The sequence below is a fragment of the Microbispora sp. CA-102843 genome (genome assembly GCF_050936215.1).
Taxonomy (GTDB): Bacteria; Actinomycetota; Actinomycetes; order Streptosporangiales; family Streptosporangiaceae; genus Microbispora.
Genome location: NZ_JBNJNF010000001.1, coordinates 4099430 through 4121380, shown reverse-complemented (window position 1 = coordinate 4121380; position 21951 = coordinate 4099430). Strand labels below are relative to the sequence as shown.

The following is a 21951-nucleotide window of genomic DNA, read 5'->3' as shown; positions in this document are numbered from 1 at the left end:
CCCGTGCGAGGGGTTTGCGGGCCCGTCAAACGGCACCGGTGAGCCAGCGGGCCGCCGCCCGCGCGGAGGCCGTGGAGTTGCCGTGAGTGGCGAGGTACAGCCGCCCGGCGGGCGGCCCCGGCACCCCTGTCTCGACCACGACCGCGTCCGGGCGGGCCCGCAGCGCCTCGTCGAGGAGCCGCCGCATCCAGCCGTGCCGCGCGGCGTCGTGGACGGCGATCACCAGGGGACGCCCCGCCTCGCTCAGATCCGGCAGGTGCCCGTCGTCGTCCACCTCGGCCGTCACCGTCCCGGGCAGGATCTCCTCGATCGCCTGACCGAGTTTCAGGGGGGTCGCGCGGCCGACGGCCTGGCTGGGCCGCGCCGCCAGGTGCACCACCAACGGCGCCTTCGTCAGCGGCGCCCTCACCTGTTCCACCGGGGTCGCGCGCAGGGCGGCCGTCGCCGCCGCCAGGCCGAGGCCCTCGTCGGCGTCGCGGGCCACCGCGGCCCTGGCCTCGGCCTGCGCGTCGTACCAGGCGGCGAGGTCCCGCACCCGGCCCGCCGCCTCGGCCAGGCGCTCCTCGGCCAGCCGTCCCTCGCGGACCGCGCCGGTGATCGCGTCGCGCAGCGCGTAGACGCTCTCCCCCCTGGCCGAGGACACCCCGACGCAGATCGCGTCGGCCCCGGCGGCCAGCGCGCGGACCGCGATCTCACCCGGCTCGTGCAGGGCGGCGACCGCGCGCATCTCGATCGCGTCGGTCACCACGAGTCCCTCGAACCCCAGTTCCTCCCGCAGCAGGCCGGTCAGCACGGCCCGGCTCAGCGTCGCGGGGAGCGCGTCGACGGCGGGGACGAACAGGTGACCGCACATCACGGCGCGCACCCCGGCCGCGATGGCGGCCCGGAACGGCGGCAGGTCGCGACGTTCGATGACCTCGCGGGAGGCCCGTACGGCGGGCAACGCCAGGTGGGAGTCGGTCACGGTGTCCCCGTGGCCGGGGAAGTGCTTGGCGCAGGCGGCCACCCCCGCGCTCTGCAGTCCCTCGATCCACGCGGCGCCGTGGCGGCCGACCTCCTCGGGGTCGGAGCCGAAGGAACGCACGCCGATGACGGGGTTGCGGGGATCGGCGTTGACGTCCACCACGGGGGCGTAGTCGAGGGTGACGCCGGCGGCGGCGACCATCCGGCCGATCTGCCGCGCCACCCGGCGGGTCAGCGACTCGTCGCCGGCGACGCCAAGCGCCAGGTTGCCCGGCCAGGAGCTTCCCTTGGCCGCCTCCAGCCGGGTGACGGCGCCGCCCTCCTCGTCCACGGCGACGACCACGTCCGGCCGTTCCCTGCGCAGCTCGGCGACCAGGGCGGCCGTCCCGTCGAGGCCGGCGACGTTGCGGGCGAACAGGACCACGCCGCCCAGGCCCTCCGCGAGCGCCCGCCGCAGCCACGCGGGCGGCTCGGTGCCCTCGAAACCGGGCTGGAGCACGGCCATCGCCATCCGGTCCAGCTCGCCGCTCATGCCACCTCCTCGCCTGACGGCTCGGAGTCGCATGAGCGAATCGCACTGTGCTTACCGATTCGCTCGCTTCGCTCGCTCATGCCACCTCCTCGCCTGACGGCTCGGAGTCAGGTCGTGCCGGAGGTGCACAAGACAGCACCTCGCGAATCTCACTGTGCTTACTGATTCGCTCCCTTCGCTCGCTCATGCCACCCCCTGCCCGATCAGCACGCGGTGCGCGTCGGCGGCACGCGGGTCGCCGGGCAGGGCCGCCCGCACCGCGAGCGCGGCGGCGCCCACCGCGTTGTCCCGGGCGCACACCAGCACGGTTCGCCTGCCCAGCTCGGCCCGGACCAGATGGGCGAGCTCGGTCGGCTCGGTCAGCAGCGACCCCGCGAGCACCAGCGGCCCTCCGCCTCCCTCCGCCTGTGCTCCCCTCGCACGGGCGCCTTCCCCGGCGACGACCCGTGCCGTACGGCACAGCCTCCTGGCCGCCTCCGCGACGACGCCGCGCGCCACCTCGTCGCCCTCGCGGGCGGCGGCGTCCACCACGGGCGCGAGCGTGCCGAGCCAGGCGGGCCCCGACTCGGCGACCCGCGCGTACACGGCCGCGATCAGGGCCTGGGCGAGCGCGGGCCCGTCGCCCTCACCGGCCGCCCCCGCTCCCAGGACGGCCCCGGCCACCCGGGCGACCAGCACCGTGGGCGCGCCCCGGCCGTCGATCGCGTTCAGCGCCGCGGCGGCGGCCCGGCGGCCCAGCCACACGCCCGAGCCCTCGTCGCCCAGGAGCCAGCCCAGGCCGTCGGCCCGCCGTACGACCCGGCGGTCGCGGATGCGGGCGCCGATCGCGCCGGTGCCGGCCACCAGGACCGCGCCGTCCGGCTGGTCGGTGGCGCCGGCGAAGGCGACGAGCACGTCCGCGACCACCGCCGGGCGCCCGGCGAGCCCGGCCTCCCGCCAGGCCCGCTCCGCGGGTTCCGCGGCGCGGGCCGTCCCCGCCAGGCCGAACACGCCGCCGGCGACCCGCGCGGGGTCCAGGCCCTCCAGCGCGCCGAGCAGTGCGGCACGCAGGTTGGCGGCCGGGTCGGGGACCGAGATCGCGTTGGCGCCGCCGGCCCGTCCCCGCCCGGCGATCTCGCCCGACTCGGTGACCACGACACAGCGCGTGCTGGTGCCTCCCCCGTCCACGCCGACGAACAGAGCCCCCACGGCCGCTCCTTATGTAGATACCTTCCATCAACCTATAAGGCGATGGAAATCTTCTACAACGGCCGCCGGTCGGACGGGATGCCCGATTATTTCTTGCTGTCGGTGAGATCGACGAGCGCGGTGGCCGCCCGGAAGAACTTGTTGCGTCCGAGGTCCCCGACGGTCTTGATGTGGAAGGCCTTCTTCAGCAGCTCCGCGTCCTCCGCGCTCACCCCGGCCAGCGCGTCCACCGGCGCCTTGATGATCTCGTCCAGGGTCTTGTCCTCGTACTCGCGGTCGAGCAGCTTCGCCAGGTCGGCCGATACAGCCATGGTTCCCCCCATCGAACACGCCCCCGATACCTCTTGAAGTGCCCAAACGGCCCATTTCCTATGCCGCTCACCGGATCAGGCGGCTGAGGCCTGCGGCCGCCCCGACCAAACCGGGACGGGCAGGCCGGGCACCTCGACACGGGTGGTGAACAGCCGGCCCGAGTCCGGGTGGGCGCGGCGCTGGTCGTCGGTCAGCTCCGCCGAGGCGGTGGTGATGACCAGGGTGCGCAGGTCCTCACCGGCGAAGGCGACGCTGGAGGTGTGCGGGGCGGGCACCGAGACGCGCTCGGTCAGAGTGGCGTCGGGGGCGTACCGGCGGACCTCGCCGATCTCCCACACGGCCACCCACAGGTGGCCTTCGGCGTCCAGGGCGATGCCGTCGGGCAGGCCGTCGTCCACCCGCAGGTGCACCCGCCGCTTCCCCGCCGCGCCGGTCGCCGGGTCGTAGTCGCGTACGAAGACGGTGTGGCGGAGGGTGTCGACGCTGTACATCGCGCGGCCGTCGGCCGACCAGGCCAGGCCGTTGGACAGCCGCAGGTCGCCGTCGAGTTCGGTGAGCCGGCCGTCGGCCTCGACCCGGACGAGCGTCTCGCGCTGCGAGGGACCGCCCAGGGACAGGGTGCCCACCAGGAAGCGGCCGGCCGGGTCGACGCCGGCGTCGTTGAGCCGCCGGAGCTGTCCGGCGGGGACGATGCGGGGCCCGTCCCGCCGGGTGCCGTCGGGGTGGAGCACGACGAGGTGTTCCTGCGCGGCCACCAGGAAGGTGCCGTCGGCCGCGACCGCGACCGCGCCGGCCATGGAGTCGAACCCGTGCCGGCCGGTCACCTCGATGCGGCCGGCGTCGAGGCGGCCTTCGAGCACCGCTCCGGCGAGGATGTCGACCCACAGCAGGCGGTCCCGGGCGGCGTCCCACACCGGCCCTTCGGCCAGTCGGAACGTCTCGGCGGTCGCGGGGACCGGGGGGTTGGTCATCGTGGTTCTCCCAGGTGCCCGAGCAGGGCGCGGATGTCCTCGACGGCGTCGACCAGCGCCTGCAGAGGGGTTCGGTAGGTCAGGCCGCTGACGCTCAGCGCGCCCGAGGGAAGGGCCGGCGAGGTCGCGTAGACGGGGAGGGCGACGCAGTTGATGCCCACCTCGTTCTCCTGGTCGTCGACGGCGTAGCCCTGCGCGCGGATCGCCCGCAGTTCCTCATGCAGTTCATCTGCCGTGCACCGGGTTTGCGGGGTGCGGCGCACCAGCGGCGCGTCGCCGACCCACTCGGCGACGGCTTCGGGGGTGTCCAGCTGGTAGGCCAGCAGCAGCTTGCCGACGGCGGTGGCGTGCGCGGGGTTGCGGCCGCCGATCGTGGAGGTCAGCCGGACGGCGCCGGTGGGCGGGTCCACCTTGGCCCGGTAAACGACCTCGGGGCCGTCGAGCACCGCGTAGTGCGCGGTCTCGCCGAACCGGGCGGCCAGCGTCTCCAGCAGCGGCCGGATGCGCACGTGCTCGGGGCGGGCCTCGTGGTGGGCGAAGGCCATCCGCAGGAACTCGTCGCCGAGCATGTAGTGGCCGCGGGCGTCCTGGTCGGCCAGCCCGGCCCGGCGCAGCGCGCCCAGCGCGCGGTGCACGGTCGGCTTGGGGCTGCCGATTGCCCGGGTCAGCTCGTCCAGCCCGACGCCGTCGGGGTAGCGGGACAGCTCCTTCAGGACGGCGAGGACGCGGTCGGAGCCCACCAGCCGGCCGTCGTCGGCTGTGGATGTCACTTCACCGGTCATCTGCCTATCCTTCATAACATTCCAGAAATTAGACTAGCGTGCCGATTAATGGAAGACGGCTCGGCGGCGCGGCTCCGCAGCGCGCATCGGCGGCATCCCCCTGGAACCGCCGGTAGCGTCGCCGGGAGAGAAGCGACTGCGGCCGACCGCGGTGCCGTGCCCGGCCGTTCGTCTCCCCCGCACGGCGGCACACCCCGGGTCCGCGATGCGAGCCCGGGGTTTTCCGTGTCGTCCGGCGCTGTCTCAGGGGGCCGTGACCCGGTCCAGCAGCTCCAGCAGGTGGTGGTAGGGCCTGCCGGTGGCGCGGGTCATGCCGATCTCGCAGGTGCGGTTCACCGAGGCGTGCGCGGCGAAATCGCCGGCCGCCACCGCGGCCGCCTCGGCGCGGGTGGCGGAGGCAGTCAGTTCCGGGTGCAGCAGGCCGCGGTCACCGGCGAACGCGCAACAGCCCCAGCCGTCGGGCACCACGACCCGTTCGGCGACCGCGTCGGCCACCCGGGCGATCGCGGCGTCCAGGCCGAGCCGGACCGACGAGCAGGTGGGGTGCAGCGCGAGTGACGGCAGCCGCCGCCCGGCGGGCAGCCGGGACAGCAGGTGCTCGGCGGTGTAGGCGACCGCGTCGGTGGACGACCATCCGTCGCGGCGCGACCACAGCGACCACCGCACCCGCCAGTCCTCCACGGCCAGGCGCACCTCACGCGAGTCGTAGCCGGTCGGGTTAAGCCGCCGCTGCACCCACGTGCCGCAACGCTTCGTGTGCAGGTACACCGACAGCAACCTGCCGAGCCGAAGGTGGGCCTCCAGCATGTGCTCGCTGGCGCAATTGCCCACCTCGAACCCGACCGAGAACCCCGTCAGCAGGCACTTGGGTAAAGGCGGGGGTGCGGTTTGGGAGTCTATGAGATGATCAGTTTGATAGCTCACGGTTTGCGGACTGTTCGCCTTCGTGACCGCTCGGGGATCGTGGTTCGGCTCGGAGGCCGACCGCATGTCGCGGGGGAACGAGGTCTGCGTGTGGTGGGTTTCCGTCACCGTCTGCGTTTGGTGACGGGTGCGTCCTATGCCGATGCTGCGTTGTGACAGGCCAGGAGAGTCTGTCGCAGCACGGCAGCAACCCCCTTATGGAGGGCAGTACATGTCTCGTCCCACCGTCACCGCGTCGCCGAGCCGCCGCGGTAGGCGTGGCCGCCTGGCCGTGCTCGCCGCGGTGAGCGCCGTGTTCGGACTGCTGGCCGTCGCGGGCCCCGCGCACGCCGACTCCGTCGTCCAGATGACCGGCCCGGCCGGACCCGTCCCGGTGGACACCGGTTACACCTACACCGTCGACCTCCCCAACACCGCCCCCAACCCCGTGGACCACGCCATGGAGGCCTACATCACCCTGTCCGGCGCCGCCGCGACCTTCACCGCCTGGCAGACCTCGAGCCCAGCATGGGAGTGCCGACTCCAGGGAACCACGGCCCACTGCTGGGAGCTCAGCTCCGGTGACATGCCGACGTCAATCACTCTCACCGTGCTTCCCACCGCGGCCGGGACCGTCACCGCCCAAGCCTCCGCCCTAAGCGTCTGGACCGGTGACCAGATCGGCACCGACACCACCACCACCCAGGTCGGCAACCCGACCCCGGCCTTCCCCTTCACCGGGTTCTTCCAGCCCGTGAACAACCTGCCGATCGTCAACACGGTGAACGCCGGGCGCGCCATCCCGGTCAAGTTCTCCCTCGGCGGCGGCCAGGGCCTGGACATCCTCGCCACCGGCTCCCCGTCCTCCGAGCGGACCGCCTGCGACGGCAGCACGACGGACCCGATCGAGACCACCACCGCCAGCACCTCCGGCCTCACCTACGACGCGGGCAGCGGACAGTACACCTATGTGTGGAAGACCGACAAGGCATGGGCGGGCACCTGCCGCACCCTCCACCTGAGGCTGTCCGACGGCACCGACCACACCGCCAAATTCCAATTCAAGTAACCATCCCCTCTGATCCGCCGGGCGCGACCCCTGACCGATGGCAGGGGGCCGCGCCCGGCGCCGTTCATCGGAAACCTCCGAGGAAACCCCCGCCTTCAGGCGGGGGAGGAATCGGACTCCCTGGGGTTTCCGTAGCTTCGGCGGGAAATCCAACGTATATGCCTCTGGCCTGCATGGACAGGCAGGGCTCAGGTCTGGCCTATCAGCCTGAGACCTCTGCATAAGCGCAGGGCAGAGGCGCATCCGTGGCCGAGGTGGCGTTGCAGGCTGATCAGCAGCGAGGCGGCGCCGGTGGCCAGGGCGACGGACACGCAGGTGCCCTTTTGGGCTTTGATGCCACCACCGGGTACGGCGCCAAGGACGGCCTCACCGAGGGCGGTGATGCCGTGCCCGTGGTAGGCGGGGCCGTGGTTGCTGTAGAAGAGGTCCAGCCAAGGTGAGCCCCAAAGCCGCAATACATGATCGTTAAGCGTCTTCCGTGCTGGTCAGCGGCCTACTGAGGACTCGTCGGAGTCGCTGGGGCGGCGAGCGGCCCGGCGCGGCGATCATCAGATACCGCTTCGTTCCCTGATGCACTTTTTGCCCTTTGGCTCCGACCGGAGATGATGTCGCGCGTGCGCATACGGGGGCGAGGAACGCGGGGACAGCCATTGGCGGTGAGATGGATCGTGGTGCGGATGGTCACCACGACCTGTGGAAACACTGAAGATCGTGTTATCGCGCCGGACTGTCCCGCCATGTCCGGGCCGAAAAGCTGACTCGACACTGTTGGTCGTGCACCGCCCTGACCTGTTTGAACAGTCCGTACCGCTAACGACCGTCCCGTTGTTCCTCGACCCCGAGGTCGCCGCGATGGCCGGCCACATCCGCACCTGCGAGGTCTGCGGCGACGACCCGAGATCACCCAGGGCTGAAGGAGTTCTCACATCGTGAGACCCAGGGCGATCAGCGGGTTGTGGAAGTCGTCGCGTGCCCATCGGGTGCCGTCGGCGATGCTGGTGAAGCCGAGCAGGCGTAGCGCGCCGATTGCGTAGAGAGCTTCAAAGGCCGAGGTTGGCCTAAAGGCCAACACAGGCGTCCCTCCCAAGTCGGAGATCGTCGGTGTGGAATCAGGGTTTCCGTAGGGGATAACTCCGATGCCGTACCGCCCTCTCGTATCGGATCTTGATACGGCGGAGGCCGAGAGCCGGACTCCGTGAATCGGAGGAGCAACGTGAAGGGAAGACGCACCAGCGCGGCCGTCGTGGCGTGCTTGACCGTGTCGTTGCTGGCAACGCCTGTCGTGACCGCCACCGCGGCGGCAGACGCGAGCCCGAGCGGTCGGCCGAGTTTGCAGGCGATGCTGGACAAGGTTGTCGCAGGCGGTGCGGTCGCCGCGATCGCCGAGGTTCGCGACGGGGACAAGACCTGGCGAGCCGCCAGCGGCAAGGCGAAGATGAACAATGCCCAGCCGGCCCCGGTGGACGGGCGCTTCCGGGCCGGGAGCGTGACCAAGTCGTTCACGGCGACCGCGGTGCTTCAACTGGTGGGAGAGGGAAAGCTGCACCTGTCCGACAGTGTGGAGCAGTGGCTGCCGGAGCTCGTGGACAGGGGCGCCGACATCACGATCAGGCACCTCCTCCAGAACACCAGCGGCCTTCCCGAGTACTCGACGGGCATGATGGACGAGGCGGGCATCCCCAAGGAGCGCTACCGCACCTGGTCGGCACGCGAACTGGTGGAAAGAGCGGAAAAGCTCCCGCGCGGCTTCCCACCCGGGTCTGAGTACAGGTACTCCAACACCAACTACATCGTGCTCGGCATGCTGATCGAGAGGGTCACCGGCAGGCCGTACGCGACAGAGATCAGGGAGCGGATCCTGCGACCGCTCGGCCTGCGGCACACCCGCGTGCCGGGAGCCTCGCCGGAGGTGTACGGCCCGCACGCCCACGCATACGTGCCGGTCACCAGGGGTGGCAAGGTCGTCCCCGTTGACGTCACACGGTTCAATCCCACGATGGCCGGTGCGGCGGGCGAGATCATCTCCACCACCGGGGACATCAACCGGTTCTACCGCGCCCTGTTCCAGGGCAAGCTGCTCCGCCCTGGTCTGCTGAAGGAGATGAAGGATCCCGGCACGACCGAGGGGTATGGGCTGGGGCTGGAGCTGGCGCCTCTTCCCTGCGGCACTGCATTTGGCCACGGCGGCGGTGCCCCGGGCTACCTCACGGTGGCGTTCAACTCAGCCGACGGTTCGCGACAGGTCACATTGTCGATCACCCCGTTCTCCGGCGACCCTCATCAGGCGGCCATGACCCTGCTGACCTCTGCGCTGTGCCCTTAGAGAGCTTTAAGGCTGAGGTTAGGGCGGTTGGAAGTCCAAGCCCGTCTTGGCGGTGAAGGTGGTGGGCTGCTCCCACCGCTGCCGCTCCTGGCGGTCAAACTGCCGTGATCGGGATATCTCATGGCATAGCCCCAGGCGCGCCCACCGTCACCCCACCAGAGCGGGGACAGTCACATAACTCGGGCTTTGAAACTCTCTAGTGCCCCGGAGCGCCGTATTCCAGGTGACCGGCGGTGACGGTTACTCGCCCCGCTGGGCGCCGGCGGCGACCACGTGACCGAGACGTTCGCCGGCGGTGAGCTGGTCGAGCGCACCCACCGCCCCGTCCGGCCACCGAAGTACCTGACGTCATGACCAAAGCCGACCGGCGAGAGTGACGCACACGCTCGTGCAGCCCCATAACGGGGAGGCCGTAACCGAGCAGGGCCGGGGGCTGCGTCGTGATTCTGAGTGTCGTGTGCTGGGAGTGGAACACTGGCGACGGCGCCAAACACAGCGCGGCCCAGCCGCTCTGGCCGGAGTCGCCGCTGCACGGTAAGACGCACCCCTGGATATGTGTCAGCACCTCGATCGAGACGAAATCCCGATAACCGAGCAGGCTCGCGTTTGGGGCCATGAATGGGCCGTTCCCGCGGCGGCGGATCTGGGCGAGAAACACACCGACCGCCTTGTCCAGTGCCGGAGCGGCCGAGAACCATACCAGACAGAATCATTCTGTCTGGTTAGATTTCTGAGCGTCCTCCCCTGCCGAATTGCGCTCCTAGGGGATCAAGGGGCGGCGGCGCTGCGCGCCGTCGCCCGGCCCTGCGCCTGCCAGCGCACGCCGGGCGTGCGGCCTGGGGGCCGATCCCGGCGGCGCGCAGGACTCCGGGCCGTCACCGCACACCCGCCACGCACCCACGCCACCTACCGGCCTCTGGTCGCGCCGCCGCCCCAATGCAGCACGACGATCGCCACGGGGTGGCCGATGTTCCGCCGTGGTCGGGGGCGATCGCAGATCCGGGGTTCGTTCCTCACCCCGGCTCACCGTGCAGTGCGGTTGGCAATCGTCGAAACCTCATGGAGGCGGCTCCGGACGCGAACAACCTTCAAGGCCGCACTGTCGAACTGTGGAAACGGGCGAAGCACTCAGTACTCGAGAACACCATGGGCGACCACGACGTCACTTGACGCGTTCGGCCGCACCTCGGTGATGCGCTCGGCCAGCAGCAGCGCAGCGGCAAGCCCGCCCTCCGACTCGTCGCCAACCAGCCCCAGCTCCTCCCGGTGGGCCAGGAAGTCCTCCGGGATGCCGTCCTCGTCGCCGGGAAACAGCGGATCGAAGGACAGGATCCTACGGCCGTCGGCGTAATGGTCGAAGGACGCGAGCCTGTTCACGTTGACGAAGACGCTCGCCGTGACCGTCCCGGCCGACAAGGATCGCAGCACCTCGTCCAGCCTGCCGGCGTAGCCGTTCTCTTCGCTCAGAATGGTGCCGCCCTCGGCTGACCGGGCAGAGATGAGGCCCTCCTCGATATCGCCTTCCTCGTCATCGCCGTCGAACACGTCAATGCCAAGGCGGGCCAGCGCCTCGTGCGGGGTAAGGCCGCGGACGAAGGTCGCGCAGAACGCCTCGTCATCGAGCCAGTCGTAGCCGCTCATGGGAATCCCGTTCTCTCGGGACGGATCAGGAGATCCTGGCATGAGAGTCCGACGAAAAGTCGGTACGACCTTGAGAAGCGACAGCGGGCTCATGCTCGCGTGCCGACGTCCTGAGCACGGCCCCCATGGGCAGCCTGACCTGGTCGGCTCGTTGGCCTAGCCAGCAGTACTCGCGATCTCCAGCGTGCCACACACGTGCCAGATCTAGCGGTGATCGGTTGGCTGTACAGCCACAGCTACAGCCAAGAGCGCGGGCAACGGCGGACTCTGGCGAACCGCAACGGACACTGGACCGCACGGTCAGAGCCTCAGAGCTTGATCGAGGCGTCTTCTTTTAATCCGCAGGGCTGCGCACCATCCCCATCAGGTGGGCAGACGCGCCGCTCTCCGTCTACTCCTTGTACGTTCCATCCGGGCGCATGACCGCAGTCCGCTTCACAGGAGCGCCGGTTGCACGGAGCACGCGATCGTTCACCGCGATAACCAACCGGAGTGCCCGATCGGCCTCAGGAAGCACGTAAGCCAGGACCTTGTAGACACTCCCGTCCTCTCCGGCGACATTCGCCCAGTCCTTATCGCCGTTCTCCTCCATGACCACGAGTTCGTCATAGACAGCGACACGACGCCACCGTGACAGGTACTCCTCTGCAATCTCAGCTGCCACCTGCTCGTTCATCCCCGCAGAGCCGCCCTCCGTCGTGCCATTAGCGTGCCATTAAGGAGGGTAACGAGGGGGCAACCACGGTCACTCATGACCGACTCCACGCCCAGGTCAGCGCCAGTACAGGCCGTGATCCCTACGATTCCCACGCTGATAGCCCAATACTCACTCCATCTTCAGATCGTGCCTGCTCACAGCTACGGTAAGGACGTGGACGAGGCCCAGGCGAGCGCCGAAAGTTGGCGAGAAGGCGTTCGCAGGCGTGGCTCTGTCGAACAGGACCGTGAAACGCTGGGTCAGCTCATCGACTACGACAGTGACGCGTTCGAGGTGGAGCTCTATGAACACTCTTCGGATCCCTTGATCCGCGCTGTCGACAAGGCCCAGAGGTCGTATGCGGGCCAGTACGAACGCCGGCTACGTCGGCTACGAGAGCGGACCAGACACCAGGAAGCCGATCGATAGGTCTGCGGGATATGTACGGGATGATCTTCTTCCTCATCTAGCCTCGGGGGCCTGACTCCGCAGGTCAAAGCCCGGGAAAGCCAAACACGCTCTCAGCGACCTGCCCCTACCTGGGGTCGGCGGGCGGCCAGCTCGACTCGGACGAACAGGACGGCCAGCACGGCCAGCACGACCGACGGGGCCACGAGCCACAGCCAGCGCTGCGCCCACCAGCTGGCGGTTGGCTGCGCCAGCAGGGTGCCACCTAGCCCTTCATAGGCCCAGAGCACCACCAGGTACGCGGTCATGTGCCAGAGAAAGATGGTCAACGCGCCCACGTTGAGTGCCACCACCGGCTTCCAGGCAGCCGGCCGGCGTAGCAGGCGCTCGGCGGCCGGCGTGACCAGGACCAGCAGCCCGAGTTGAAAGACGGCCAGGGCGGCGATGGCGGCGTTGGTCGGGAAGATGTTGGATTCGGCGCCGACGGTGCCCACCATCGAGAGGGGGTAGCCCGCTCCCACTGTCAGCCCGACCAGCCCGGCCAGTCCGGCCCCGGCAATCGCCAGCCGCTGCGCCAGCGGCCGCCGCCCCAGCTCCCAGCTGCGCCAGGCGTAGCCGAGTTGATGGCAGAACAGCCACACCAGGGCGGCGGTCACCCAGCCCGCCCAGGCCAGGCCGGCGCCGCGGTGCGCCACGCTGCCGAGGGTGATCAGCAGCACGAGCGCTACCAGGACCCTGGCTCCGTAGCGGGCGTGCAGGCTCGCGGTGATCGGCACTGCGGCGATCAGCAGGCCGTACACGCCCAGGAACCACAGCGGCGTCAGGTAGCCGGGGAACCACTCCCACATCCATCGGTGCGGGCCGGGCAGGGCGGCCGCGATCAGCTCGCCGGCGAGCCAGACCAGGGCCCAGACGGCAGTCGGCCAAAGCAGCCGGCGCAGCCGGTCTTGGACGAACTGGCCGGCGGTCGTCCCGCGCGTCTGGGCCCGTTGCCAGCCGACCAGGTTGGCGTACCCGCCGACCAGGAAGAACACCGGCATGATCTGCAGCACCCAGGTGGCCAGCCAGCCACCGGGCACGGCATGGATGGGGTTGGGCATGGTGAGGCTGCCGTCGGCAGTGCGGTGGGTGACCGACAATGTCCAGTGCCACAGGGTGACCACCACGATGCACAGCGCGCGGGCGGCGTCGACCACCCGGTCGCGGGACGTCGGCGTGGCCGCCACCAGCCGGTCCAGCGTCGACCGCTCGCCCGCGACGCGGCGGGTCTGCCGGTCTTGGCGCCTCGGGCTCAGCGGTACAGCTCCTCGATGTCGGCCGCGAAGTCCTTGTGGACCAAGGCACGCTTGACCTTCAGGGTCGGGGTCAGATAGCCGTTCTGTTCGGTCAGGTCGACCGGAAGGATGCGGAACCTGCGGATCGACTCAGCCCGGCTCACCGCCGTGTTGGCCTCGTCCACGGCCGTCTGCAGCCTGGCCAGCAGATCCGGATCGTCGCGAAGCTCGGCCGGGCCGGCCTGCTCGGGCCTGCCGACGGCCCGCTTCCATGACGCCAGCGCCTCGGCGTCCAGGGTGATCAGCGCGGCGGTGTACGGCCGCCGGTCGCCGACGACAACCGCCTGGCTGATGAGCGGGTGGGTGCGCAGGCGGTCCTCGAGCGGCTCGGGGGCGAGGTTCTTACCGCCGGCGGTGACGATGATCTCCTTCTTGCGGCCCGAGATCGTCAGGAACCCGTCCTCGTCCAGGGCGCCGACGTCGCCGGTGCGCAGCCAGCCGTCGGCGGTCCGGCTCTCCCTGGTCGCCTGCTCGTTGCGCCAGTAGCCCTGGAACAGGATCGGGCCCTTGATCAGGATTTCGCCGTCGCCGGCGATCCGGATCTCGACCCCGGGCAGGGGCGGCCCCACCGTGCCGATCTTCATCGCGTGGGGCAGGTTCACGGTCGCGGCGGCACTGGTCTCGGTCAGCCCGTAGCCTTCCAGCACGGTGATGCCGATTCCCCGGAAGAAGTGGCCCAGCCGTACGCCCAGCGGCGCTCCGCCGGAGATCGCGTAGCCGACCCGGCCGCCGAGCGCGGCCCGCAGCCGCCGGTACACCAGCCGGTCGGACAGGCGATGTGCCAGGCGCAACCGCCGGCCGGGCCGCCCATCGTCCAGCGCCTGGCTGTAGGCTACGGCGGTCCGATCGGCCCAGGCGAAGATCCTCCCCTTGCCCTCGGCCTGGGCCCGCTGCTGAGCACCGTTGTAGAGCCGCTCGAATACCCTGGGCACCGCCAGCAGGAACGACGGTCGCAGGGCGGTCAGGTCCTCGGTCAGCCTGGCCGGGTCGGCGCTGTGCGCCAGGGGGATGCCCCGCTCCACGCAGGCCACCTGGATCACCCGCGCGAATACGTGCGTCAGCGGGAGGAACAGCAGGGTCGAGGCGTCCTGGCCGAAGATCCGCTCCAGGCTGTCGATCGCGATGCGAGCCTCGTACAGCAGGTTGCCGTGGCTCAGCATGCAGCCCTTCGGGCGGCCGGTGGTGCCCGAGGTGTAGATGATCGTCGCCAGGTCGTCGGCTGACACCGCCCGGCGGCGCTCACGCAGCTGAGCGTCGTCCACGTCTCGCCCGTCCTCGCGGAGACGGTCCAGCCCGCCGCCGTCGATCTGCCACACCCGCAGCGGCCCGGACAGGCCCGCGGCCACGTCCTCGACCAAGCGGCGATGCGTCTCGCGCTCGACCACCGCGGCGACCGGGCCGGCGTCCTCCAGCACCCAGCGGACCTGCTCTGCCGAGGAGGTCTCATAGATCGGGACCGGCAGCGCTCCCACCGTCCACAGGGCATAGTCCACCACCGTCCACTCGTAGCTGGTGGCGGCCAGCAGGGCGACCCGATCGCCCGACTGGATCCCGGCGGCGAGGAAGCCGGCCGCCAGGCTGCGAACGTCGGCCGCGAACTGCCTGGCCGACACCGGACGCCAACTGCCGGCCGACAGGCGCTGGAACAGGACCATGTCGCCGTTCACCCGGTCGTCGGCGAACACGACGTCGGCGAGCTGGGCGTCTGGGGCAACGGTCACCGGGGACGGGGCCGCATGGACACGCATCGTCCATCTCCCTGTGAGGAAAGGCCAGCCAGGCGGACTGCGGCACCGGGCGCCGCGTGTACTGCGGCGAGAGGCAGCCAATTGTGTTGTTTTCCCAGGTAAGCAGGCACAAACGTGGGAGGCCGTACGCGGCCCGACGCTGGTCGGGGCCAGCTACCTGGAGGGCACCTACACCGAGATCTACCCGCACATCGCGAAGGACGAGGAGGGGCTGCTGCGGCTGTTCCGTCAGTTCTCCACACCCGGTGGGATTCCCAGCCACGCGTCGGTGCCGACTCCGGGCTCGATCCATGAGGGCGGCGAGCTCGGCTACGTGCTGCTGCACGCGTTCGGCGCGGTGATGGACAACCCGGATCTCATCGCACTGGCGATGGTCGGCGACGGGGAGGCGGAGACCGGTCCGCTGGAGGGGTCGTGGAACGGGATCTCCTTCCTGAACCCGGTGCGCGACGGCGCGGTGCTGCCGGTTCTCCACTTGAACGGCGCGAAGATCGCCGGGCCGACCCTGCTGGCCCGCAAGGACCGGGACGAGGTCCGGTCCCTGCTGACCGGGCACGGGTATGACGTGATCGAGGTCGAGGGTGACGACCTGCCCGGCATGCACCACCGGTTCGCCGACGCGCTGACGCGGGCGTGGGCGTCGATCAAGGCGATCCAGGTGGTGACCCGCAACGGCGACTGGAACGGCACCCGGCCCCGGTGGCCGATGATCGTGCTGCGGACGCCGAAGGGCTGGACCGGACCGGACGGGGTGCAGGTGTCGGGCACATGGCGCTCTCACCAGGTGCCGCTGGCCGGAATAAAGGGCAACAAGGAGCACCTGCGGATCCTTGAGGACTGGATGCGCTCCTACCGGCCCGAGGATCTCTTCGACGACCACGGCGCGCCCGAGGCGCTGGCGTTGTCGATCAACCCCGAGGGAGAGCTGCGGATGAGTGGCAACCCGCACGCCAACGGGGGCCTGCTCACCGTCGACCTGGACCTGCCCAGCTTCCGCGACTACGCGGTGCCGGTGAAGGCGCCGGGCCGGGACCGGCTCGAGTCGACCCGTAAGCTCGGCGAGCTCATGCGCGACACCTACAAACGCAACCCAGACCGGTTCCGGCTCTTTTGCCCCGACGAGACCAACAGCAACCGGCTCGGGGCGGTGTTCGAGGTGTCCGACCGGGCGTTCGCGGAGCGCGTGACCGAGGAAGATGTCGCGATATCGCGGGACGGCCGGGTGATGGAGGTGCTCTCGGAGCACATGCTGCCGTTCGTGCCGATCGCCTCGTTGTTGATCGAGCTGGACGCTCGCACGAACTTCCTGGCGTGTTTCACCCATGCCGGCGGCCGTAAGTCGACCCAGTCGACCGAGCTTAAGCGCAACATCCTCGCGGTGTTGATCGCTGGGGCCACCAACCTGGGCTTGGCGCGCATGTCCGAGGCGTGCGTGCCGTACGACACCCTGGCCTGGACGCAGGAGTGGTACGTGCGGGAGGAGACGCTGCGGGAGGCCAACACCGTCCTGGTCAACCACCACTACGACCTGGAGCTGGCCCGCAAGTTCGGCGGCGGCACCATGTCCTCCTCGGACGGGCAGCGGTTCCCGGTCCGCGGCAAGTCCCTGACCGGCCGTGACATGATCGTGCACGGCGGGCGGGTCCTGTCCACCTATACCCACGTGTCCGACCAGTGGTCGACGTACGGGACGAAGCAGATGGTCCCGACCCACCGCGAGTGCCACTACACGCTGGACGAGCTGCTGGGTAACGCCACCGACCTGCCGATCCGCGAGCACTCCACCGACACCCACGGCGCCACCTTGGTGAACTTCGGGCTGTTCGACCTGGTCGGCAAGGCCCTCACCCCGCGGATCCGCGACCTGGGCAAGATCACCCTGGTGCGAGACGGCTCCCCGGCGGCGACCACCGCCCGCTACCCACACGCCGGGCCGCTGCTGGCCGACCGGTGGAATGAGGACCTGGTCGCCGCCTGCTGGCCGGACCTGCTGCGCATGGCCGGGTCGTTGAAGTTCGGGGAAGCGACCGCCTCGCTGATCGTCGGGAAGTGGTCAGCCGCATCGAGGCAGAACACCATGGCCGCGGCGCTCAAAGAGTGGGGCGGATGCGCCGCACCATCCACGCCGCCCGCTACCTGTCCGACCCGATCTACCGCCGGAAGATCTCCCGGCAGCTCAACAAGGGCGAGTCCCTGCACGCGCTGCGCCGCGACCTGCACTACGCCCAGCAAGGCACTATCGTCCGTCCCCACCTGAGCGACCAGACCGAGCAGGCGTGGTGCCTGACCCTGCTCACCAACGCCGTCATCACCTGGACCACCGAGTACTACGGCATCGCGATCGGTGAGCTGCGCGCTCAGGGCCGCGAGGTCCCCGACGAGCTGCTGTCGTTCATCGCCCCCGGCCACCGCGAGAACATCAACTTCTTCGGCTTCATCACCGCCGATGTCGAAGCCGAACTCGCCAAGCTCATCGAAGGGTGGCGGCCCCTGCGCCCCACCACCGTCAACGAGTCCGGCACCACTTTCACGCTCGGCCCCTGAAGCGTCACGAAGAGAGCTTGTTCGCTCCCCATCCCTGAGGGCCCTTGACGCTGGTTGCGATCACTGGTCCCCGAGTACTGCCTGCAGCAGGCCGGGGAAACGCGTCTCCATGTCTTCGTGGCGCACGCTGATGATCCGCTTGCGCCCCTCGGCGACCGACCTGACCAGGCCAGCCTCACGGAGGACGCGGTAGTGGTGGGAGATGGTCGGGTTACTCAGACCGAGGTCCGCCTTTTCGACGACGACGGCACAGTCGATGGGCTCCGGGCTGCGATACAGCGCGGTCATCAGCGCCCGCCTGCCGGGGTCGGCGAGCGCGCTGAGGATGACGGTGAGGTCGAAGGAGTCGACCGAGGGCTCGGGCAGCGTGCGCGGCATCCGCCGTCTCCTCTCAATTCTTTGACGCTCATCGAATCGTACCCTAGGGTCATCATGTGATGATTCGACAAGCATCGAATGGATTGGGTATCTGGCGCCTTGTCGTCCTGGCCGTCGGCACGTTCGTGCTCGGTGTCGACGGTTTCGTGCTGCCGGGGCTGCTGCCCCACATCGCCACAGACCTGTCGGTGAGCGTCGCCACCGCAGGTCAGCTGACCACCGCGTTCGCCGTTGCTTACGCGGTCGGCTCGCCGATCATCGCGACGGTGACCGGTCAGCTTGATCGGCGCATCGTCATCGGCGCGGGCATGGTCGCATTCCTGGCGGGCATGGTTCTGCAGGCCGCAGGCCCTTCCTACGCGATGGTGCTGATCGGACGCGTCGTCGCGGCGCTCGGCGCGGCGGCGTTCCAGGCCAATGCCTTTGCCGTGGCCGGTGTGCTGTCCCGTCCCGAGCGCAGAGCCCGGTCGTTCGCGGTGATCGGCGCGGGTTCCAGTCTCGCCTCGGTCCTCGGCGTGCCCTTCGGGCTGCTGGTCGGTCAGTGGTTGGGCTGGCGGGGGGCGATGTGGACGATCGCCGCGCTCGCAGCCGTCGCCGCGGTGCTCGCCGGTGCCGCCCTGCCCTCCGTTACGCTGCCTGCGACTTCGCTACGGAGCAGGGTTTCGGTGCTCGTCAACCCACGCATTCTCATCCTGCTCGTCGTCAGTGCACTGGTGCTCGCGCCGCTCTACCTGGTGACGGCCTACGCCGCGGCTGTCGTCGGTGTGAGCACGTCGGCCGACAGTGCCATTCTGGTCGCGCTACTCGTCTTCGGCGCCGGTTTCTTCACCGGCAATCGCCTTGTCGGACGGTTCGCCGACCGGTTCGGCTCCCTCGCGACCCTCACAGCCGCGCTAGCGATCACGATCTGCGCAACCTCCGCCTTGAGCGCTGTTCAGCATTGGTTCCTACCGACCCTCGTCGCACTGTTCACCCTCGGCCTCGTCGGGTCCTTCCTGTTCATCCCACAGCAGAACCGGGTATTCGTCGCAGGCGGCGACCTCGCTGCCGTCGCGCTCAGCTTGAACGGATCGATGAACTACGTAGGTACGGCCGTTGGAGCGGTCCTTGGCGGCGTGGTGCTCTCGACCGCAGGAGCTCTCTGGCTCGCCCCGGCCGCCGCCATCGTCGCCGCCATCGTGCTCGGCATTACCTGGCTGACAGCGACCGAGCGCCGCGCGGCAACCAGCGCGGCTGCCGCAATGACGTCGCCCTGACCAGCGGTGGCGTTGCCCCAGTACCACACCGCCCGGTTCCGGCTCGTGCCCCACTTGGCCAAGACCCTCAACGTCCCGACACCGGCGCTGCGCAAGCCGGGCTCGGCATGGGCCGAGTCGCCCCGGCCCGCGGCGGCGGGGACTGAGCCGGCCGGGCACGTACGGATCGGGTACGCCCGCGCCTCGACCGTCCGCCAGTCCCTGGACGCTCAGCTCGACTCGCTCAAGGCTGCGGGCGTCACCCGGGTCTTCTCCGAGAAGATCTCCACCCGCGCTACCAGCCGCCCCGAACTCGATCGGGCCGTCGGCCTGGCCCGCGAGCTGCGCGCCTCCGGCGTCGCGGTCACCCTCGTCGTCCACGAACACAAACGGCTCGGCCGCGGCATCGAACTGGCGGCGCTGGCCGAACAGCTGAAGGCCGGTGACATCGGCCTGGAGTTTCTCACCGGCGAACTCCAGGGCTCCCACGACCCGTCCGGGATCGTATTCACCGTGCTCGCGGCGCTCTCGGGGATGGAACGCGAGTACATCCGCGACCGCACCCTGGAAGGCCACGAATCCGCCCGCACCCGCGGCAAGACCATCGGCGGCGCCACCGTCACCGACGACGCCATGCTCAGCATGGCCCTCCACCTGCGCGACCAACAGCTGAGCCTGCGCGACATCGCCACCCGGCTCGTCATCACCAAAGGCAAGAAGAAAGGCCAGCACCCCTCACCCGCCACCGTCCTGCGCATGCTCCGCGAACACGACGAGAAAACCGCCGCGATCCCGCCGAACGACTGACCGGGCCCGTTCAGCCCGGCCAGGGCGGAAAGACGGTCTGCGCTGCCCGCATCTCACCCAAGGGATAAACATCGCCGCAGCTCAGACCGCTATCCGTTGGATTTTCGGCGATTGCTACCGGGACCCCTCATTGGACGCCTGTCACTCCTGTCGTCATTCGATCGTTTGCCGACAGGGCGACTCGGCGGACGGGTGGGGAACCAGTCAGCGGCTTGGTGGAGTGGGCAGTCGCCCGGCCAGGCGGGGTTGGGCGGAGGCGGACTGCTGAACCTCAGCTGTCGTGAGTTCGCGGTCTGCTAGCGGTGGTCGTGAGTCGGTCGCCGAGTGCGCTTCTCCGGTACAACACATGCCGTCCGTCACGTGTCCGTGTGACCAGTCCTGTGGAGTGCAGGACACGCAGGTGTTGGGAGACAGCGCTTGGGGTGACCCGGAGACGGCGGGCGAGCTCTACGGTGGGCAGCGGCGCTTCCAGGAGCCTGAGCAGTCTGGCTCGGGATGCGCCGAGCAGAGATACCAGGGCGGTTGAGTCGACGGTCGGCATCTCCGAGCCCCACAGCGTGGCTACTCCCCGGCTGGGATAGACGAGGCTCGGCGGCTCGTCCGGACTGACCGGGGGCGCGGGCTTGTGTGCGAACACGGACGGCAGGAGCAGCAGACCCCGGCCAGATGCCGCCACCCGGTGCCTGCTGATCATCTTGTGTATGTACAGCTCTCCGCCTTGCCAGCGCAGGTTCGGGTGCATGTCAGCGAACAGCAGTCGGGCGCCCCCCAGGGCGAGCTGGCGGGCGCGGTAGGTCATGTCGGCTTCCAGCACCAGCCGCATCTGCGGCCACACCGGCTCGATGGCCACCGCCCAGTACTCCCGCAGGAGATCGCAGATGGCGTCACGGAGTCTGGCGACAGGTGCGTCTTCGGCGGCGGTGGCGTCGCAGAGCGCTTCGGGAACAGGGTCGGGCGCGTGCGCGAGCAGCAGGTCGTGGCGGACCCGAGCGCAGGACGCCTGGCGGACAACGGAGAGTTCTTCTTCGAAGGCCGGTGCGAAGCTCGCGGGATTCGGGGTCAGGAAGTCGGGGAGGGTACGCCGCTGGGCGACCAGGGACATCAGTAGACCGGTGTCGAGCGTGCCGAGCCTGCCGAGTACGGACCTGCGCCAGGGCAGATGCAGCGCCGAAAGGCCGGGGTCCTGGAGCACCCGCAGGCTGAACAGGGTTTCGTGCAGGGGTGAGAGGGCGAAGCGGGTGTCTGCGAGGTCCTCGACGCCGAGCACAAAGCTGATCATTAAGTCATACGCTACATCGATTGGCGACGCAACGTCGATGCCGTGGACTTCCTCCCATGACACCCACAACTCATGTGCAGCGGACGGCGGTTGTCACCGGTGCTGCCCGCGGTATCGGCGCTGCTGTTGCCAGGCGCCTGGCGGGCGACGGCTTTGCGGTCGGCGTGATCGATCTGGACGAGGCGGACTGCGCCGATACCGTGGAGGCCATCACAAGTGTCGGCGGGGCAGCGCTGGCCGTCGCCGCTGATGTCGCCGACGAGGCCGCGGTCACTGCGGCCGTCGCCCGGATCGCCGCCGCGTTCGGGCCGCCGACGGTGCTGGTCAACAACGCCGGCATCGGACCCCGTGCTGACCTTGTGGACATGACCACGCAGCAGTGGGACACGGTCTTGGGGATCAACCTCAGCGGCCCTTTCTTCGCCGCCCGGGCCGTCTGCCCGTACATGGTGACGGCCGGATGGGGACGCATCGTCAACATGTCGAGCATCTCCGCGGTCGGTGACGCCGGCCGCGTCGACTACGCCAGCGCGAAGGCGGGTTTGATCGGATTCACCAAATCCCTCGCTCTCCAGCTCGGACAGCATGGCGTGACCGCGAACGCCATCGCGCCGGGATTCGTCGTGAGCGACATGACCAGGGCCTCGGCTCGGCGGCTCGGCCTGAGCTTCGAGGAGTTCCGGCACAGGGCGGAGCAGTCCATCCCGGTCGGCCGGGTGGGCCTTCCTGACGACATCGCACATACCGCCTCCTTCCTCGTAAGCCCCGGGGCGGGGTTCGTCTCCGGCCAGGTCATCTACGTCGCGGGCGGGCCGGTGGACTGAAGGATGAGCCGCC

19 protein-coding genes and 1 pseudogene are annotated in these 21951 nt (G+C 69.7%); 7 read left to right on the top strand and 13 right to left on the bottom strand.

What is annotated here, in order from left to right; translation table 11 throughout:
- Nucleotides 1-25: 25 nt before the first annotated feature.
- The 6 genes from ACQEVJ_RS19050 to ACQEVJ_RS19025 form a co-directional block, all read right to left on the bottom strand.
- Nucleotides 26-1495, bottom strand: coding sequence for a glycoside hydrolase family 3 protein (locus ACQEVJ_RS19050; RefSeq protein WP_433102749.1), 1470 nt, complete (start codon nt 1493-1495; stop codon nt 26-28).
- 183 nt (nt 1496-1678) lie between these two features.
- Nucleotides 1679-2683: an N-acetylglucosamine kinase gene (locus tag ACQEVJ_RS19045; RefSeq protein ID WP_433102747.1), complete on the bottom strand. Its 1005-nt coding sequence runs from the start codon at nt 2681-2683 to the stop codon at nt 1679-1681.
- A gap of 86 nt (nt 2684-2769) precedes the next feature.
- The gene (locus ACQEVJ_RS19040; protein WP_030509920.1) at nt 2770-2994 is read right to left on the bottom strand and encodes a hypothetical protein; all 225 of its coding nucleotides are present in this window, start codon (nt 2992-2994) and stop codon (nt 2770-2772) included.
- A 75-nt stretch (nt 2995-3069) separates the two neighbouring features.
- Nucleotides 3070-3966, bottom strand: coding sequence for an SMP-30/gluconolactonase/LRE family protein (locus ACQEVJ_RS19035; RefSeq protein ID WP_433102745.1), 897 nt, complete (start codon nt 3964-3966; stop codon nt 3070-3072).
- Nucleotides 3963-4748 carry an IclR family transcriptional regulator gene (locus ACQEVJ_RS19030; RefSeq protein ID WP_433102743.1) on the bottom strand — a complete coding sequence of 262 codons (786 nt, stop codon included), beginning with the start codon at nt 4746-4748 and terminating at the stop codon, nt 3963-3965. Before ACQEVJ_RS19030 ends, ACQEVJ_RS19035 begins: the two co-directional genes overlap by 4 nt.
- Nucleotides 4749-4991: 243 nt before the next feature.
- Entirely contained in the window at nt 4992-5555 is a 564-nt protein-coding gene (locus ACQEVJ_RS19025; RefSeq protein WP_433102741.1) for a hypothetical protein, read from the bottom strand.
- 328 nt (nt 5556-5883) lie between these two features.
- Here ACQEVJ_RS19025 and ACQEVJ_RS19020 point away from each other — a divergent pair, with 328 nt between their 5' ends.
- Nucleotides 5884-6720 (top strand): PxKF domain-containing protein, encoded by an 837-nt coding sequence (locus ACQEVJ_RS19020; protein ID WP_433102739.1) that lies wholly within the window; start codon nt 5884-5886, stop codon nt 6718-6720.
- 245 nt (nt 6721-6965) lie between these two features.
- On the top strand, nt 6966-7160 hold the full coding sequence (locus tag ACQEVJ_RS19015) for a hypothetical protein (RefSeq protein ID WP_433102737.1): 195 nt from the start codon (nt 6966-6968) through the stop codon (nt 7158-7160).
- 482 nt (nt 7161-7642) lie between these two features.
- Here the strand turns inward: ACQEVJ_RS19015 and ACQEVJ_RS19010 are convergent, their stop codons facing one another.
- Entirely contained in the window at nt 7643-7789 is a 147-nt protein-coding gene (locus ACQEVJ_RS19010) for a hypothetical protein (RefSeq protein ID WP_433102735.1), read from the bottom strand.
- A 270-nt stretch (nt 7790-8059) separates the two neighbouring features.
- On the opposite strand from ACQEVJ_RS19010, the gene ACQEVJ_RS19005 reads away from it, so the two are divergent.
- A complete protein-coding gene (locus ACQEVJ_RS19005; protein WP_433102733.1) occupies nt 8060-9043 on the top strand; it encodes a serine hydrolase domain-containing protein in 984 nt (327 codons plus the stop codon).
- Nucleotides 9044-10171: 1128 nt separating this feature from the next.
- On the opposite strand, the gene ACQEVJ_RS19000 is transcribed toward ACQEVJ_RS19005, so the two are convergent.
- The 4 genes from ACQEVJ_RS19000 to ACQEVJ_RS18985 all read right to left on the bottom strand — a co-directional run bounded on the left by ACQEVJ_RS19000 (nt 10172) and on the right by ACQEVJ_RS18985 (nt 14871).
- Complete coding sequence (locus ACQEVJ_RS19000) at nt 10172-10684, bottom strand: DUF6461 domain-containing protein (RefSeq protein WP_433102731.1); 513 nt, start codon at nt 10682-10684, stop codon at nt 10172-10174.
- A 391-nt stretch (nt 10685-11075) separates the two neighbouring features.
- A complete protein-coding gene (locus ACQEVJ_RS18995) occupies nt 11076-11360 on the bottom strand; it encodes a hypothetical protein (protein ID WP_433102729.1) in 285 nt (94 codons plus the stop codon).
- A 542-nt stretch (nt 11361-11902) separates the two neighbouring features.
- Nucleotides 11903-13015, bottom strand: a complete 1113-nt coding sequence (locus ACQEVJ_RS18990) for an acyltransferase family protein (RefSeq protein WP_433102727.1) — start codon at nt 13013-13015, stop codon at nt 11903-11905.
- 65 nt (nt 13016-13080) lie between these two features.
- Nucleotides 13081-14871, bottom strand: a complete 1791-nt coding sequence (locus ACQEVJ_RS18985; protein WP_433102725.1) for an AMP-dependent synthetase/ligase — start codon at nt 14869-14871, stop codon at nt 13081-13083.
- Here ACQEVJ_RS18985 and ACQEVJ_RS18980 point away from each other — a divergent pair.
- Nucleotides 14777-17415 (top strand): annotated as a pseudogene (locus ACQEVJ_RS18980) (Tn3 family transposase). The gene ACQEVJ_RS18985 and the pseudogene ACQEVJ_RS18980 sit on opposite strands and share 95 nt — an antisense overlap.
- Nucleotides 17416-17475: 60 nt before the next feature.
- Here the strand turns inward: ACQEVJ_RS18980 and ACQEVJ_RS18975 are convergent.
- Nucleotides 17476-17793, bottom strand: coding sequence for an ArsR/SmtB family transcription factor (locus ACQEVJ_RS18975; RefSeq protein WP_433102723.1), 318 nt, complete (start codon nt 17791-17793; stop codon nt 17476-17478).
- 59 nt (nt 17794-17852) lie between these two features.
- Between ACQEVJ_RS18975 and ACQEVJ_RS18970 the strand changes: the two genes are divergently transcribed.
- Both ACQEVJ_RS18970 and ACQEVJ_RS18965 read left to right on the top strand, forming a co-directional pair.
- Nucleotides 17853-19049, top strand: coding sequence for an MFS transporter (locus tag ACQEVJ_RS18970; RefSeq protein WP_433112842.1), 1197 nt, complete (start codon nt 17853-17855; stop codon nt 19047-19049).
- 6 nt (nt 19050-19055) lie between these two features.
- Nucleotides 19056-19835 (top strand): recombinase family protein, encoded by a 780-nt coding sequence (locus tag ACQEVJ_RS18965; RefSeq protein ID WP_433102721.1) that lies wholly within the window; start codon nt 19056-19058, stop codon nt 19833-19835.
- A 271-nt stretch (nt 19836-20106) separates the two neighbouring features.
- Here the strand turns inward: ACQEVJ_RS18965 and ACQEVJ_RS18960 are convergent, their stop codons facing one another.
- On the bottom strand, nt 20107-21114 hold the full coding sequence (locus ACQEVJ_RS18960; protein ID WP_433102719.1) for an ArsR/SmtB family transcription factor: 1008 nt from the start codon (nt 21112-21114) through the stop codon (nt 20107-20109).
- A gap of 56 nt (nt 21115-21170) precedes the next feature.
- Between ACQEVJ_RS18960 and fabG the strand changes: the two genes are divergently transcribed.
- Nucleotides 21171-21938 (top strand): 3-oxoacyl-ACP reductase FabG, encoded by a 768-nt coding sequence (fabG, locus tag ACQEVJ_RS18955; RefSeq protein ID WP_433112839.1) that lies wholly within the window; start codon nt 21171-21173, stop codon nt 21936-21938.
- The last annotated feature ends 13 nt before the right edge of the window (nt 21939-21951 follow it).

Coding starts and splice junctions, on each gene's coding strand:
- ACQEVJ_RS19050 (WP_433102749.1), bottom strand. CDS start 1,495: ATGAGCGGCGAGCTGGACCGGATGGCGATGGCCGTGCTCCAGCCCGGT.
- ACQEVJ_RS19040 (WP_030509920.1), bottom strand. CDS start 2,994: ATGGCTGTATCGGCCGACCTGGCGAAGCTGCTCGACCGCGAGTACGAG.
- ACQEVJ_RS19035 (WP_433102745.1), bottom strand. CDS start 3,966: ATGACCAACCCCCCGGTCCCCGCGACCGCCGAGACGTTCCGACTGGCC.
- ACQEVJ_RS19030 (WP_433102743.1), bottom strand. CDS start 4,748: ATGACCGGTGAAGTGACATCCACAGCCGACGACGGCCGGCTGGTGGGC.
- ACQEVJ_RS19025 (WP_433102741.1), bottom strand. CDS start 5,555: ATGCTGGAGGCCCACCTTCGGCTCGGCAGGTTGCTGTCGGTGTACCTG.
- ACQEVJ_RS19020 (WP_433102739.1), top strand. CDS start 5,884: ATGTCTCGTCCCACCGTCACCGCGTCGCCGAGCCGCCGCGGTAGGCGT.
- ACQEVJ_RS19005 (WP_433102733.1), top strand. CDS start 8,060: ATGCTGGACAAGGTTGTCGCAGGCGGTGCGGTCGCCGCGATCGCCGAG.
- ACQEVJ_RS19000 (WP_433102731.1), bottom strand. CDS start 10,684: ATGAGCGGCTACGACTGGCTCGATGACGAGGCGTTCTGCGCGACCTTC.
- ACQEVJ_RS18995 (WP_433102729.1), bottom strand. CDS start 11,360: ATGAACGAGCAGGTGGCAGCTGAGATTGCAGAGGAGTACCTGTCACGG.
- ACQEVJ_RS18985 (WP_433102725.1), bottom strand. CDS start 14,871: ATGCGTGTCCATGCGGCCCCGTCCCCGGTGACCGTTGCCCCAGACGCC.
- ACQEVJ_RS18975 (WP_433102723.1), bottom strand. CDS start 17,793: ATGCCGCGCACGCTGCCCGAGCCCTCGGTCGACTCCTTCGACCTCACC.
- ACQEVJ_RS18970 (WP_433112842.1), top strand. CDS start 17,853: ATGATTCGACAAGCATCGAATGGATTGGGTATCTGGCGCCTTGTCGTC.
- ACQEVJ_RS18960 (WP_433102719.1), bottom strand. CDS start 21,114: ATGATCAGCTTTGTGCTCGGCGTCGAGGACCTCGCAGACACCCGCTTC.
- fabG (WP_433112839.1), top strand. CDS start 21,171: ATGACACCCACAACTCATGTGCAGCGGACGGCGGTTGTCACCGGTGCT.